The organism is Clostridium omnivorum (assembly GCF_026012015.1).
Lineage (GTDB): Bacteria > Bacillota > Clostridia > Clostridiales > Clostridiaceae > Clostridium_AX > Clostridium_AX omnivorum.
This window is the reverse complement of the sequence record NZ_BRXR01000001.1, coordinates 1632230-1646497: the sequence shown is the minus strand read 5'-3', so window position 1 is coordinate 1646497 and position 14268 is coordinate 1632230. Positions and strand designations below refer to the sequence as shown.

Below are 14268 nucleotides of genomic sequence, written 5' to 3'. Positions count from 1 at the left end.
GACATAAAGCTATGCATACCTTAATACAGTTATTAAAGATATATTTTGAGCAAGGAATGATGAAGGTTGAATACATATTATTATTTGTTTTATTCTTTTATAACTTATGCCTTCTTAGGATGGGGATTAGAGGTGCTTTATCATCTGTATAAGCAAAAGAGATTTGTAAACAGGGGGTTCCTCAATGGACCACTATGTCCTATATATGGGATAACTGCTGTTTTGCTTATTTTATTTTTAACACCCATAAGTGAAAATATCTTGTATGTTTTTGTAGGGGGAGCTATTATAGCATCACTATTGGAGCTTATAACTGGGTATCTTCTTGAAGCATTTTTTAATACAAAATGGTGGGACTATTCAGATGAGAAGTTTAATTTTAAAGGCTATATATGTGTGCGCTTTTCAATTATATGGGGTTTTATTTCCATAATATTTTTAAAAGTAATAAATGTACAAGTCTCAAAATTTACAACCTGGCTTTCCTATTTTAATAGTGAGATTTTATATCATATATTGCTAATATTGCTGATTGTAGATATTGCACTTACAATAAACAGCCTTATTACCTTTAGAAAACTATTTATTGATTTACAGGAAGTATTAGTTGAAACCAAAAATAATGTAGAAAAGCTTAGAGAATTGAAGCTGACTACTGAAGCAAAAGAAAATATTCAGCTTAGAGTAAGCCACTTAATGGATATAAAAGAGAGAATGGCAAGTAGGGTAAGTTTAAGACATAAGGCCTTACTAAGAGCTTATCCGCAAATTACTTCTAAGAAGTTTGGAACAGCTATTGAAGAAATTAAAAGTAGAGTTAACAAGGTAAACATAAAAAAGAGATCAAAGCATTAAAAAGTGGTGTCTAACCTAGACACCACTTTTTTAATGCGAACTATGCAAGTTTTGATACAAGAATTTTTGTAACATAATATACCAAAATATTATAGATAAGTGCTACAGCTACATTTATAGCCAAAAGCCTTAATGCTTTTTTACTGTCAGCTTTTTCAGGGTTTCTATAGATATTTACTGTCTTGTAGGCTCCTATTATACCTATTGACCAGCCTATCAGTCCTTCTACTGACAAGATTGGAATTAATAAATATACAGAAAGCATTAAATACATTGAAATCGAACTAGTATTAATTGCTGCAGGTACTTTTTCATGTATTGTCTCTTTAATAGGTATGTCCAGAGAAGTAATTGGAATTTGTTCTAGAAGCAAGTCTTGTTCTAAAGAAGTATTCATGCTTGTACTACCTTCCTTTAAAATAATTAGTTTTAATCATTAAGTTTGAAGTGCCTAAAACATCTATATACTTTTGTTCTTCTTGCGTTGAAATAGGTGTACCTCTATAGGTTCTATTTGTTAGAACTACATAATCTTTATTTGTATTAAGAAGGTTTCGTCCTAAGGCTGTATTTGAGTACTTGTTTTCGTCTATACCCATTAAATAGCTTATGGTTGGAAGAAAATCTACTTGTCCACCATTGACCTTGATTTCCTTGCCTGTACTTCCTTTTGAATATACTATTAGAGGTATTCTTCTATCGTTATTTTTCCAGCTGTCTGGTATATTCTTAATCCCCTGAACATCTTCATTAAAAAATTTATGAAGCCCTTCATGATCTCCGTAGATAGCTACAACAGTATTATCTAGTAAGCCCTTCTCATCTAAAGCCTCAATAAAACTTCCTATCATTGCATCCGTATAGTGTATACTCTCAATAAATCCGCCTGTTTTTGTGCCTTTTAGATAATCTGGAAGCTTTATAGTTATCTGACCAGCTGGAATGCTAAAAGGGCTGTGGCTTGTGAGAGTTATCATAAAAGTGTAAAAAGGCTGCTTTTGCACCTGAATTTTATTTACAGCTTGGGATAAAAAGCTCTTATCGCTTAAGCCCAGGCCTAAAATGTCGTTGCTATTAAATTTTGAAATATCTAAACAAGTGTCAAAGCCCAAATGCTTCTCTGCAGTAATCCAATTCCAATAAGTGCCCTTTTCACCATGCATGGAGTAGGTATTATACCCTTGCTGCTTTAATAGCTTTGGCAGTGAATTATAATCATTAAAAGGATAATTAAAATTGTTGTTACCGCTCAGGGTAGGAAACATTGACGTATTTGAAACATAGGTAGCATCAGAGGTTGTACCATTAAGAGTCTGCTCATGATAATTTGAAAAATATAGAGAACTTCCTAGCAGCCTGTTTAAATTAGGTGTAATCTCTTGCCCATCAATCTTTTGGTTAATAATAAAGTTCTCCATAGACTCTACTTGAAGAACTATTAAATTCTTGCCTTTAAAAATAGAGCTGTATTCATTGTTTGGAAGTGGCTTTTCCTTTGATGCATAATAATTATTAATCTTGTCCTGTTCCTCTTTAGACATTACATAAGGCTTTTTGTCCTCAATATAGTTGTAATAATCAAAGAGGTGATAGCCAATAGGAGATAAACTGTACATCATCAGGTTTTGGGACCAAGTTCTTCTAAATAAATACTGATACGCGTAACCCCTCTGGTATTTGTCAACTTTTATATGATCATAACCTAGATATAGTAATGGGATTAAAAATAATAAACAAAACTTACTTATATCTATTCTAAAGCCTTTATATTCATGTGTATTTTTAAAAAACATAATTATCAAAACTAATAAGGGTGTTAAAAAGGCTAAATCTATAGGCCTAAACATAGCCAATATGCTGGAGGAAAGCCCATCAAGATTACTGGTCATATCAAGCATATAAAAATTTAAAAAGGAGCTATTGCTTCTGTAATACCATAAATCAAATATCAGTAGTAAAGATATGAAAAGGTTTGTAATAATAATAAAAATCTTTTGCCCTCTACCTTTAAATAAAAAACTGAAGGAATAGGGTATTAATGCGAAGCATATATAAACCAGAAATGAAGGGACACCTAGAATTGCAGTTTTAAAGTTTATACTTATTGCATTGCCGTCTGATAAAAGCAATATGAAAAAAATAAACTCAAGAAGTGTTCCTATTGCTGCAGTAACAAAAAAGCGGTTTTTAACAATTTCTTTGATATTTTTCTCCAAGAAATTAATAAATTTCATTGCTTATAATCTCCTTGAATAAAGCATTAAAAATAAATGCTTTTTATTTTTGAATAATCATTTTGAGAATGATAATTCATTGTATCATTGCAAATAGATAATGTCTATTAACAATTATTTAATTTTGTAAAAATATTACGAATTTATGGAAAACTAAGGATTGATAATATGATTAAGATAAATGAATAAGAAGAAGTTTATTTAAAATTGTGTACATTTATTTAAAATTATGTAGCTCTATTGACTAATGATGACACTGATGATAATATTAGATATTGTTAGTCAGCTAATTAAATTGGAGGAATGAAGAATGGATTGTATGAATCGTGATTCCTTATACGCAGTATTTGGTCAGGTTATAAGATATCACCATCACCGTACTCAAAAAATGTTGGATAAGGTAGGGGTTTATCCTGGGCAGCCGCCAATGTTATTTGCACTATACCATAAGGATGGTCAAAATCAAAAGGAGCTTGCTGAAAGGCTTGGTATAAAACCAGCAACTGCCACAGTTATGCTTGGTAGAATAGAAAAATCAGGGCTTGTGGAGCGAAAGCAGGATCTTAATGACCAAAGGGTATCAAGAGTATACATTACTGATAAAGGGAAAGAAGTTTGCAAAGAATGCGCAGATATAATGAAGCAGATAAATGAAAAAATGTTTAGTAATTTTACAGAAGAAGAAAAGATTATTATGCGCAGACTGCTTATGCAGATGAGAGATAATCTTGTAAATTCAGATGAGGAAAATATCAATTTTAGATATTCAGACGACTAACTAAGTTGCATATTATTTGACAGGAGATGATGATTAATGATTAAGTTGTTTAGGTTCTTAAAACCTTATGCTGCCACAGTAGCTGCAGTAGTAATGCTATTTTTTCTTCAGTCCATGGCAGAACTATATTTGCCTACGTTAATGTCAGACATAGTTGATAAGGGAATTTATAATGGGGATACAAGCTATATTATAAAAACTGGAGGTTTCATGCTGCTTGTTGCAGGTGGCAGTGCAGTATGTGTAATCATAGCAAGCTTACTTGCTTCAAAAACAGCAATGAAATTTGGAAGAGACTTAAGAAAAAAAGTATTTGAAAGAGCAGAAAGCTTTTCACTTAATGAGTTTGATAAAATTGGTACTTCTTCTATGATTACAAGAACTACTAATGATATAACACAAGTTCAAACTGTTACTGTTATGATAATGCGTATGATGATTAGTGCACCATTAATGTGCATAGGCGGTATTATTATGGCGGTTCAAAAGGATAAGGGACTATCTTGGGTTTTGGTAGTAGTTATTCCACTACTTGTAGGGGTTATTGCCTTTGTAGCATCAAAAGGAGTACCTCTATTTAAAGCAATGCAGGTTAAAATAGATAAGCTTAATCTAGTTGTACGTGAAAATCTTACTGGGATTAGAGTTATACGCGCTTTTAATAGAATTGATGATGAAAAAAAGCGTTTTGTAGCCGCCAATGAAGATCTTACAAACAATGCTATCAAGGTAAATTTAATAATGGCTGCAATGATGCCTTTAATGATGTTAATAATGAGTTTGACAAGTGTGGCAATTATTTGGTTTGGAGGAATCCGTATAGACCAAGGGGACATGCAGGTGGGAGCTATGATGGCTTTTATTCAATATGCAACACAAATAATGTTCTCACTAATAATGGTTTCAATGATGTTCGTATTGATTCCTCGTGCTCAGGCTTCAGCTGTTAGAATAAATGAAGTTTTAGAAATGGAGCCAGAGATTATTGATCCAAAGCAGCCAGATAATGTGCAAAAGCAAAGAGGATATATTGAGTTTAAGGATGTCACCTTTAGTTATCCTGGGGCAGAAGAACCTGCTATAAGGAATATTAGCTTCAGTGCAAAGCCAGGTGAGGTAACGGCAATTATAGGGGGTACCGGTTCAGGTAAATCAACACTTATAAGCCTTATCCCTAGATTCTACGATATTGAAGGTGGAAACATTCTTATTGATGGAGTAGATGTTAGAAGCATGACTCAGGAAGCTCTTAGAACAAAAATAGGATTTGTACCACAAAAAGCTGTATTATTTAGTGGAACTATTACTGAAAATATAAAGTATGGCAAAGAAGATGCTACTGAAGAAGAGATTAAAAATGCAGCAGAAGTAGCTCAGGCTATGGAGTTTATTTCTAATATGAAAGATGGTTTTGATTCAGAAATAGCGCAAGGTGGAAGTAACGTTTCTGGTGGTCAAAAGCAGAGACTTTCTATTGCTCGTGCCCTTGTTAGAAGACCTGAAATATATATATTTGACGATAGCTTCTCAGCTCTTGATTTTAAGACAGATGCAAAGTTGCGGGCAGCATTAAAGAGCGAGATTAAAGAAGCCACTGCAATTATAGTAGCACAGAGAGTTTCAACTGTTATGGATGCAGACAGAATAATAGTTCTAGATGAAGGACAAATTGTAGGAATGGGAACTCATAAAGAACTGTTAAGCAGTAATGAAGTATATCGTGAAATTGTATCTTCACAGCTTAGTGAAGAGGAATTAGCTTAGACAGAGAAGGAGGGATAATATGAGTGAAAATAGAGAACAAAAGCATTCCAGAGGAATGCGTAAAGGACCTGGAGCACATGGTGGCCCACCAATGGGAAGACCTGTAGAAAAGGCAAAGGACTTTAAGGGAACTGTAAAGAGGCTAATGGTCTATTTGAGGCCTAGAAGATTAAAACTGGTTGTGGTATTTATATTTGCAATTCTAAGTACAATTTTTAACATTGTAGGACCTAAGATTATGGGAAAGGCTACTACAAAATTATTTGAAGGCTTAATGGCCAAGGGGACTTACGCAAAGGAGGTGCTCTTTGCACCTAAGAATATACCAAACCTTTTAAAAATGCCGGACCTTCCAGATTCACTTAGAAAGACAATTACTGATATGATGGCAAATCCAAAGGCTGCACAGCAAGGTGCTCCTAAAATGGATGCAAGCAATATGGATTCGCAGGTATGGACTTTTATAAGCAAGCATGCTCCAAAAGTGGATTTTACCTATATTGGACGCATAATATTATTACTTATAGGTCTTTATGTAGTAAGTTCAATTTTTTCATATATTCAGCAGTACATTATGGCAAGCGTTGCTCAAAAGACTGTCTACGATATGAGAAATGACGTAAATGAAAAGCTAAATAAGCTTCCACTAAAATATTTTGATTCTAAAACTCATGGTGAAATATTAAGCCGTGTAACTAATGATATAGACACAATATCTACTACTTTACAGCAGAGCTTAACTCAGCTTATAACATCACTTGTAACAATAATAGGTGTTATTATAATGATGCTTTCTATAAGTCCATGGCTAACTCTAGTAACTATTATAACTTTACCACTTTCTATATTTACAACAATGACTATAGCTAAAAAATCACAAAAGTATTTTAAAGACCAGCAAAAGATTTTAGGAAATTTAAATGGTCATGTAGAAGAAATGTATACTGGTCATAAGATAGTAAAGGCCTTTGGTCATGAAGAAAGAGCTAAAATTGAGTTTAATGAAATAAATGATAATTTATACAATGTAGGTTGGAAAGCACAATTTATGTCAGGTATAATTATGCCGCTTATGGGTTTTATCAATAATATTGGCTATGTAATTGTATGTGTTGTTGGTGGTATATTTGTTACTAAGAAGAAAATTGAATTAGGTGATATTCAAGCATTCATACAATATGCAAGACAGTTTGGCCAACCAATAGTTCAAACTGCAAATATAGCAAATATTCTTCAATCCACTGTTGCTGCTGCAGAGCGTGTATTTGAAGTGCTAGATGAAGTGGAAGAATTGGCTGATAAAGCTAATGCAGAAAGTATTGAAGCACCTAAGGGTGAAGTGAAATTTGAAAATGTTAAATTTGGATACAAAGAAAATGAGACTCTTATAGAAGATATGAATATAGACGTAAAGTCTGGTCAGACAATAGCTATTGTTGGACCTACTGGTGCAGGTAAAACTACGCTAGTTAATCTTTTAATGAGATTCTACGAAATCCAAGGTGGAAAGATAACTGTAGATGGAGTAGACATAAGAGATATCAAACGTGGAGAACTTCGTAAGATGTTTGGTATGGTACTTCAGGACACTTGGTTGTTTAATGGTTCTATAAAGGATAATATAGCTTATGGACGTGAAGGTGCTACAGAAACTGAGGTTATTAGAGCAGCTAAAGCAGCCCATGCTGATCACTTTGTAAGAACACTTCCAGAAGGGTACAATACAATACTCAATGAGGAAGCTTCAAATATTTCTCAAGGCCAAAAGCAGCTTCTAACTATTGCTCGTGCAATACTTGCAGATCCTGCAATATTAATACTAGATGAAGCTACTTCAAGTGTAGATACTAGAACTGAACTTCAAATACAAAAGGCCATGGCTAATTTAATGAAGGGAAGAACAAGCTTCGTTATTGCGCACAGACTTTCTACCATTCGTGATGCAGATTTAATTCTTGTTATGAATAATGGAACTATTATTGAACAAGGAAACCATAATGAGCTTCTTGAAAAAGGCGGCTTCTATGCAGAACTTTATAACAGCCAGTTCACTGGCGCAAATTTAGATGACGAAGCCATATAGATTCTTGTGCCACGGGGACGTTTCGCGTGGCACATTGTTTTATGCCATACGAAACGTCCCTGTGGCACACTGATTAAAATAAAACATAGAAATTAATTTTACACCAAAAATTATAAAGCCTCATATACTAAAGTGATGTAGTTTTATAAAAAGAAGGTGGAGGATATTGTTTAAATTCAATCCCGATAAGCTTTATGTAGAATATAGGGGAATGGCTACTCCTGAATATCCGGTTATTCCGAGAAGGTATACACTCACCCATTCTGATGTAAGCGGAGAATTGTATCTTGTAATTGGACCAACATATGCTTATGAAAGAATTAACCCTGATAGGGATGAGGTTTTAGCTGAATGGCAGTTTGTTGGAGGTAGATATATTTATGCAGTGTACTTATATGTAGACGGACGTACAGAAGTAGATGCCAGTATTAGAAATGCGGTTTTTAGAAGAGAACTTCCGCTTGCCCTTCAAGCAATAAGATATGGAGATAGAGAGTTTTTTAACACACATCCTAGTCTAGACCTTGCTCCTATAATTGTACATTTTATTTCTAGTTATCCTGAATACAACAGGATTGAGAACTGGGGAACACCGGCTCAATATCGTAATTTGGCTTTTGAAGAATAAGTTCATAAAAGTTAAGGGGAGCAATAGTTTGATATGCTCCCCTTAATTTTTGTGTGCCATTCGAAATGTTCCTGCTGCACATGTCTGTACCGCGCTAAAGGTCACAGTGTCACACCTTGAATTATTTTTTTATTTTAAATTATTTGGCTTCTACTATCCATCCTTCTGGAGCTTCTACATCTCCGAATTGGATGCCGCAAAGTGTATCGTAGAGCTTTCTTGTTATAGGACCTACTTCAGTTTCGCTGTGGAATACGTGAAGTTTTCCTTTGTATTCTATTCCTCCTATTGGAGAAATAACAGCAGCAGTTCCACAAGCACCAGCTTCCTTAAAGATATCTAGCTTATCAATGAATACATCACCTTCTATTACTTCAAGGCCAAGATATTCCTTCGCAACATGCATAAGTGAATATTTAGTTATACTTGGAAGAATAGAATCTGATTTTGGTGTTATAAATTTATCATCTTTTGTAATACCAAAAAAGTTTGCTGCTCCAACTTCTTCTATTTTTACATGAGTTGCTGGATCAAGATATATAGCATCAGCAAAGCCTCTCTTTGTAGCTTGCTCGTGAGGAAGAAGACTGCCTGCATAGTTTCCTCCTACCTTAGCTGCACCTGTTCCTGAAGGAGCGGCTCTATCATAATCAGATACTGTAAAGTTAACAGGAGCTAGTCCTCCTTTGAAGTATGCGCCAACTGGTGAACAGAACACTCCAAAGAGATACTGAGGAGCTGGTTTTACTCCAAGGTTGTCTCCAATTCCTATGACATAAGGTCTTAAGTATAAAGTTGCTCCAGTTCCATAAGGTGGTACAAAAGCTTCATTAGCTTTTACAACTTGTAGACAAGCTTCAATAAATTTTTCTTCTGGAACTTCAGGCATAAGTAAACGTCTGCAGCTATTATTTAAACGCTTTGAATTTTGATCAGGCCTGAATAACTGAATTCTTCCATCTTTTGTGCGATATGCTTTTAATCCTTCAAAACATTGTTGACCATAATGAAGAGCTGTAGAGCCTTCGCTAATTGTAATAGTATTATCTTCAACTAATTTGCCGTCATCCCAATTTCCGTCATTCCATATGGAGACATATCTAAGGTCAGTTCTAGTGTAAGTAAACCCAAGATTACTCCAATCGATATTAACTATTTTATTCATTTAAAGCACCTCTTTTAAATAAATATTAATTCAATAACCCAATTTATATTATATACCTTGAATACGTTTACCACAAAGCCCAAAAAAGTGGGTAGAAAATGAATTATCTTAAAATTCAACTAATTTCACTGGTGTTTTCACCATTATTTGCAATATGAAAAAAAACTTTCAAAACTTTAAATAATTTGAATGATTTAAATTAATTTGTGTAATTTTCGAAGTGTTTTTGAAGGGAAAAATGAATAGCTCACTAATATTAGTGAGCTATTCTATAACATTAAGCTGACATTTTTAATTCGTTCTTACCCTGTTTCTTAACTTCAAGTGTGCTGTGCTTGCGTGAATAAGTAAAGTAAACTATTGTTCCTAGAACCAGCCATCCAGCAAAGTATACCCAAGTTATCTTAGAAAGATTAAACATTAGGAATAGACAGCATATTACTGCAACTATAGGAAGTGTAGGGACTAATGGAACTATAAAGTTTCTTTTTAGCTTAGGGTGAGTTTTTCTTAGTACTATTACAGAAAAAGCAACTAACATAAAGGTTCCTATTAGAATTATGTTTGCCAAATCAGCAAGTTGTTTTAAATCAACCATACCTGTAAGCATTGCACCTAAAATTCCAACAACCCAAGTTGAAAGTACTGGAACGTTAGTCTTTTTGTTAACCTTTGAAAATTTCTTTGGAAGTAATCCATCACGGCTCATAGAAAACAATATACGTGATGCTCCATAGCTATATGCAAGCATAACAGCCATAATTCCTATAACAGCACCAACTGATATTATTGAGGCTGCCCAGCTTTGTCCAACCGTACTAAGAGCATAAGACATAGCGTCAGCTACATTTAACTGTGTATAATGAGTAATTCCTGTTAGTATTAGACAAACTACTATATAAATTACTGTACAGATTATTAAGGAGGAAACTATACCTATAGGTAAATTCCTTTGTGGGTTTTTAACTTCTTCAGCTGAGGTAGAAACAGCATCAAAACCTGAAAAAGCAAAGAATACGGAAGCCGCTCCTGCAAACACTCCCTTATATCCAAATGGCATGAACGGATGCCAATTTTGAGGCTTTATATAAAATACACCAACGATAACGAATAATACAATGATACTTAACTTTACTACAACCATAAGATTGTTAATCTTTTTGCTTTCCTTTGTTCCTCTTGAAAGAAGAATTGTAATAAGAAGAACTACCAGTACTGCTGGAAGGTTGATAATTCCACCTTGAGAAGGAATAGCAGTAAGCTGTTTAGGAAGATGAATTCCTATTTCATTGAGCAGTCCTGTGAAATAAGCAGACCATCCACCAGCCACTGTAGCAGTGCTTAAAGTATAACCTATAACTAAGGACCAGCCTATAAGGTGAGCTACAAATTCACCTAAGGACACATATATGTAGGTATATGCGCTGCCAGAGGTTGGTATAGTAGAAGCAAATTCAGCATAGCAAAGTGCTACAAGAATACATATGATTGCGGAACAAATGAATGAAAGTACTACAGCTGGGCCTGCATCTCTTGCAGCAACCACGCCTGTTAATACCATAACGCCTGTACCAATGGTTGCGCCTATACTCATAAGCGTAACATCAAAGGCACCTAAGGTTTTTGGAGTTGAGGCAGATTTATTGTTACTTAAGATCAAATCTACATCTTTTTTTCTAAATAAAGAGTTCATTCTATAAATCTCCTTCCGATTGTTATGAGATAAAATTTAAATACTTCAGTAATAATGCCAATATATAAATTAAATATTTTTAACTACTTACTCCCTATAAGGCAATATTATAATAAGAAAAAACCCTGGTACTGTCAAAAGCCCTATATTACTGTTACGGCTAATTTTCTAGATTAAACAGTGGAAAGCTTCAAAAAACGCAATGATACTTGCAAATTTGCGTGTGATTTGAATAAAAATAGTCATATTTCAAAAAATATTATATTCTGATAAATCGATAAATTCTTTTTTTTCTAAAAGTAATTAGATTAATTGATAAAAAAGGAATTAAGGCCTTGCCATGATGTGGTAATGAAAAGCGCATGAAATTTGATACATTTAAATGACTATATTTACATCAAATGCTTCAATAATCAATATTTATAGAAAATAAGCTATATTAAATTTAATCATTAATTATTTTAAAAAATATTAACAAAGTAGACATAAAACGATAAATATAAGCAAGAAACAATTCATATATTTAGATATCTTGATGAATTATGGATAGTGGTATATAATAAAAATAGAATATAATAGAAATTTTTGCCTAAAGTTGTTTATTGGCATTAAATAATAAATTAAATGTTTAAAAAATAAATAAAGTGAGTGTGTTTTAAAGATGTGGGTGAAATTTGTTATTGTCCAAGCTTTAACTTTAGTGGCTGCTTTTTATGTGTGTAAAGTCATAGTCCATCTTATTAATAAGTGGTGTGCTTCTAGAAATTATAAAATGAAAAACCAGTTTTACAGCATAATAGTTTTATTTATTACTATAACTATGGGCTTTTTTTTGGGCGGAGAAATTCTCTATAAAATCCTTTAGTTTATATAGATGCATTTAAAAGAGAATTTTAATATATAAGATTTGTGATTAGGGGAGAGGTAAAATGTCAAAAATAATGTCAATGTTTGAAAAGTTAAATTTAATGGAAAAGGTCAGTGAAGAGGTACCAGCTGTCAGCAATAATGAAGCCTCACCAGTTGAAGTGAAAAATGATAATATTGAGCCTGAAAAAAATGCTTTAGAAAAAGAAATAGAACTGCCTAGCGAAAGTAAAACCATCACTGTTGAACCAAAAGTAGAAGCTGTAAATAACAAAAAAGTGAGTTTTCAGGTTGAAGGGAATATGACTATAGAAGAAATTTATTCATCTTATGGAATAGAAAATAGTAATATTAACACTATCTTTATGTTAGGTAACTTTATTAATGCTCTGCCAGAAAATTTACCTTACGATGTAAAAAAGGCTTCAGTTATGAATATTATCAGTGCTTCAAATACTGACTTAAATAAATTGCTGTCTGATGGAGAAAACAGACTGAATTTATTAGGAGAGTTTATAGAAAAATATGAGAATGGGGCAGTAAACACTGTAGAAGAGTATAAGAGTGAAATAGAAAAGCTTACTGATTTAATAAAGAAATATAAGGAACAAATACGAATAAAAGAAACTAAGATGGAAGAACAAAAATACATAATTAAATACGAAGCTGAGAAAATTAATAGCATCATAGATTTTTTTACGAAGTAGAAATTTATGAATAAGTAAGAGGTAAGAGTGAAAAGGTAATAATTATGGATAAAACTCAGAGAGTTTTTACAATTAAATTACTAATAAGAGGGATATTCTATGAAGCCAAGAAAATATAAACTCACATTTGCTGCTAAAATATTAATAATGCAATTTATATTGTGCTCAATTGCTGTATTTGCGGGATTTACTTTCAGAGCTTATGCTGAGGGTAAAAAATGGGACAATGTAGTTTATCCAGGTATAAGTATAGCTAATATAGATTTAAGTGGTAAAACAAAGGAAGAAGGTATTGCACTTGTTAAATCAAAATATGTAGATGAGTTATATAAAAAGAAGATAGAAATTCAGGCTCTTGATAAAGTATATATTGTAGAAGGGTCTAAGTTAATTAGTAATTATGACATTGACAGCGCAGTTAACAGTGCATTTAATTATGGAAAAAATCTAGGTGTATTAAAAAAAGGGAGATTAATAAGAAAAGGCGCTGAACGAGAATTTAGGGTGTCTTTTAATTATAATGAAGCATACATAAAAGAATTTGTAGCATCAATTGCAGGTGAAATAAATAAGTCACCAACAAATGCTACAGTTGAAAAAATGCCAGATGGCAGTATAAAAGTTGTTGATGCTATTGATGGTTATAAAATTGAAAATGAAAAGCTTGAGAGCAGTATAAAAAAAGTAGTATGTGAATCTGTTAATGATACTGCAATAAAAGCCCCGATTCAGGAGCTGCATGCAGCTGTAACTAAAGAAGTGCTAAGTACAATAGATTATAATATAGCATCCTTTCATACGGATTATTTGTCTTCATCCCCTGAAAGATCTCAGAATATAGAACTTGCTGCTAGGTTTATAAATGGTAGGTGTTTGCTTCCTGGTGAAGTATTCAGTTTTAATGACATTGTTGGTGAGAGAACCAAGGAACGAGGTTTTAAAGAAGCTGGAGTTATTGTTGGAAATAAAGTAGAATCAGGTTATGGCGGCGGCATATGCCAGGTATCCTCTACTTTATATAATGCGGTGCTTAAAACAGGGTTAAAACCGGTTGAAAGAACACATCACACTCTTCCATCTACTTATGTAGACTTAGGCTTAGATGCAACTGTGGATTGGAATGATATTGATTTTAAATTTGAAAATACATTTAATTATCCGCTATTTATAGAAGCTAATACTAAAAATAAGGTATTATATATTAATTTATATTCAAATTCAAGTCTAGCTAAAAGAAAATATGTTATTACAAATAATATATACAAGACAATTCAATCTACAACAAAGGTAGTTGATGATCCGAATCTCCCAATTGGTCAAGTTGAAGATGTGCAAAAGGGACATGACGGTTATATGGTGCGAGTGATAAGAAATGTTGTTGAGAATGGAATAGTAGTTAATTCTGAGATAATATCAGATGATTTCTATAATCCAGTAACGGGTGTTACTAAGGTAGGAATAAAACAGTAGGAAATGAGTATATTAAAAAGCCCT

11 protein-coding genes are annotated in these 14268 nt (G+C 33.1%); 7 read left to right on the top strand and 4 right to left on the bottom strand.

Annotation, left to right across the window (positions count from 1 at the left end; genetic code table 11):
- Window positions 1-84 precede the first annotated feature (84 nt).
- Window positions 85-855, top strand: a complete 771-nt coding sequence (locus tag bsdE14_RS07530) for a putative ABC transporter permease (RefSeq protein ID WP_264849315.1) — start codon at window positions 85-87, stop codon at window positions 853-855.
- Window positions 856-895: 40 nt separating this feature from the next.
- Here bsdE14_RS07530 and bsdE14_RS07525 read toward each other — a convergent pair whose 3' ends face one another.
- Both bsdE14_RS07525 and bsdE14_RS07520 read right to left on the bottom strand, forming a co-directional pair.
- On the bottom strand, window positions 896-1252 hold the full coding sequence (locus tag bsdE14_RS07525; RefSeq protein WP_264849314.1) for a hypothetical protein: 357 nt from the start codon (window positions 1250-1252) through the stop codon (window positions 896-898).
- Window positions 1253-1259: 7 nt separating this feature from the next.
- Window positions 1260-3089: an LTA synthase family protein gene (locus bsdE14_RS07520; protein ID WP_264849313.1), complete on the bottom strand. Its 1830-nt coding sequence runs from the start codon at window positions 3087-3089 to the stop codon at window positions 1260-1262.
- Window positions 3090-3399: 310 nt separating this feature from the next.
- Here bsdE14_RS07520 and bsdE14_RS07515 point away from each other — a divergent pair, with 310 nt between their 5' ends.
- From bsdE14_RS07515 to bsdE14_RS07500, 4 genes are all read left to right on the top strand, one after another.
- Window positions 3400-3867: a MarR family winged helix-turn-helix transcriptional regulator gene (locus bsdE14_RS07515; RefSeq protein ID WP_264849312.1), complete on the top strand. Its 468-nt coding sequence runs from the start codon at window positions 3400-3402 to the stop codon at window positions 3865-3867.
- Between the two features lie 36 nt (window positions 3868-3903).
- Complete coding sequence (locus tag bsdE14_RS07510) at window positions 3904-5631, top strand: ABC transporter ATP-binding protein (RefSeq protein ID WP_264849311.1); 1728 nt, start codon at window positions 3904-3906, stop codon at window positions 5629-5631.
- Between the two features lie 19 nt (window positions 5632-5650).
- The gene (locus tag bsdE14_RS07505) at window positions 5651-7714 is read left to right on the top strand and encodes an ABC transporter ATP-binding protein (RefSeq protein WP_264849310.1); all 2064 of its coding nucleotides are present in this window, start codon (window positions 5651-5653) and stop codon (window positions 7712-7714) included.
- Window positions 7715-7880: 166 nt separating this feature from the next.
- Window positions 7881-8342, top strand: coding sequence for a staygreen family protein (locus tag bsdE14_RS07500; protein ID WP_264849309.1), 462 nt, complete (start codon window positions 7881-7883; stop codon window positions 8340-8342).
- Window positions 8343-8481: 139 nt separating this feature from the next.
- Here bsdE14_RS07500 and bsdE14_RS07495 read toward each other — a convergent pair whose 3' ends face one another.
- Together bsdE14_RS07495 and bsdE14_RS07490 are read right to left on the bottom strand one after the other, a co-directional pair.
- On the bottom strand, window positions 8482-9507 hold the full coding sequence (locus bsdE14_RS07495; protein ID WP_264849308.1) for a branched-chain amino acid aminotransferase: 1026 nt from the start codon (window positions 9505-9507) through the stop codon (window positions 8482-8484).
- A gap of 277 nt (window positions 9508-9784) precedes the next feature.
- Window positions 9785-11200: an amino acid permease gene (locus bsdE14_RS07490; protein WP_264849307.1), complete on the bottom strand. Its 1416-nt coding sequence runs from the start codon at window positions 11198-11200 to the stop codon at window positions 9785-9787.
- A gap of 929 nt (window positions 11201-12129) precedes the next feature.
- On the opposite strand from bsdE14_RS07490, the gene bsdE14_RS07485 reads away from it, so the two are divergent.
- Window positions 12130-12774 (top strand): hypothetical protein, encoded by a 645-nt coding sequence (locus tag bsdE14_RS07485; RefSeq protein ID WP_264849306.1) that lies wholly within the window; start codon window positions 12130-12132, stop codon window positions 12772-12774.
- A gap of 99 nt (window positions 12775-12873) precedes the next feature.
- Window positions 12874-14244 (top strand): VanW family protein, encoded by a 1371-nt coding sequence (locus bsdE14_RS07480; protein WP_264849305.1) that lies wholly within the window; start codon window positions 12874-12876, stop codon window positions 14242-14244.
- Window positions 14245-14268 lie beyond the last annotated feature (24 nt).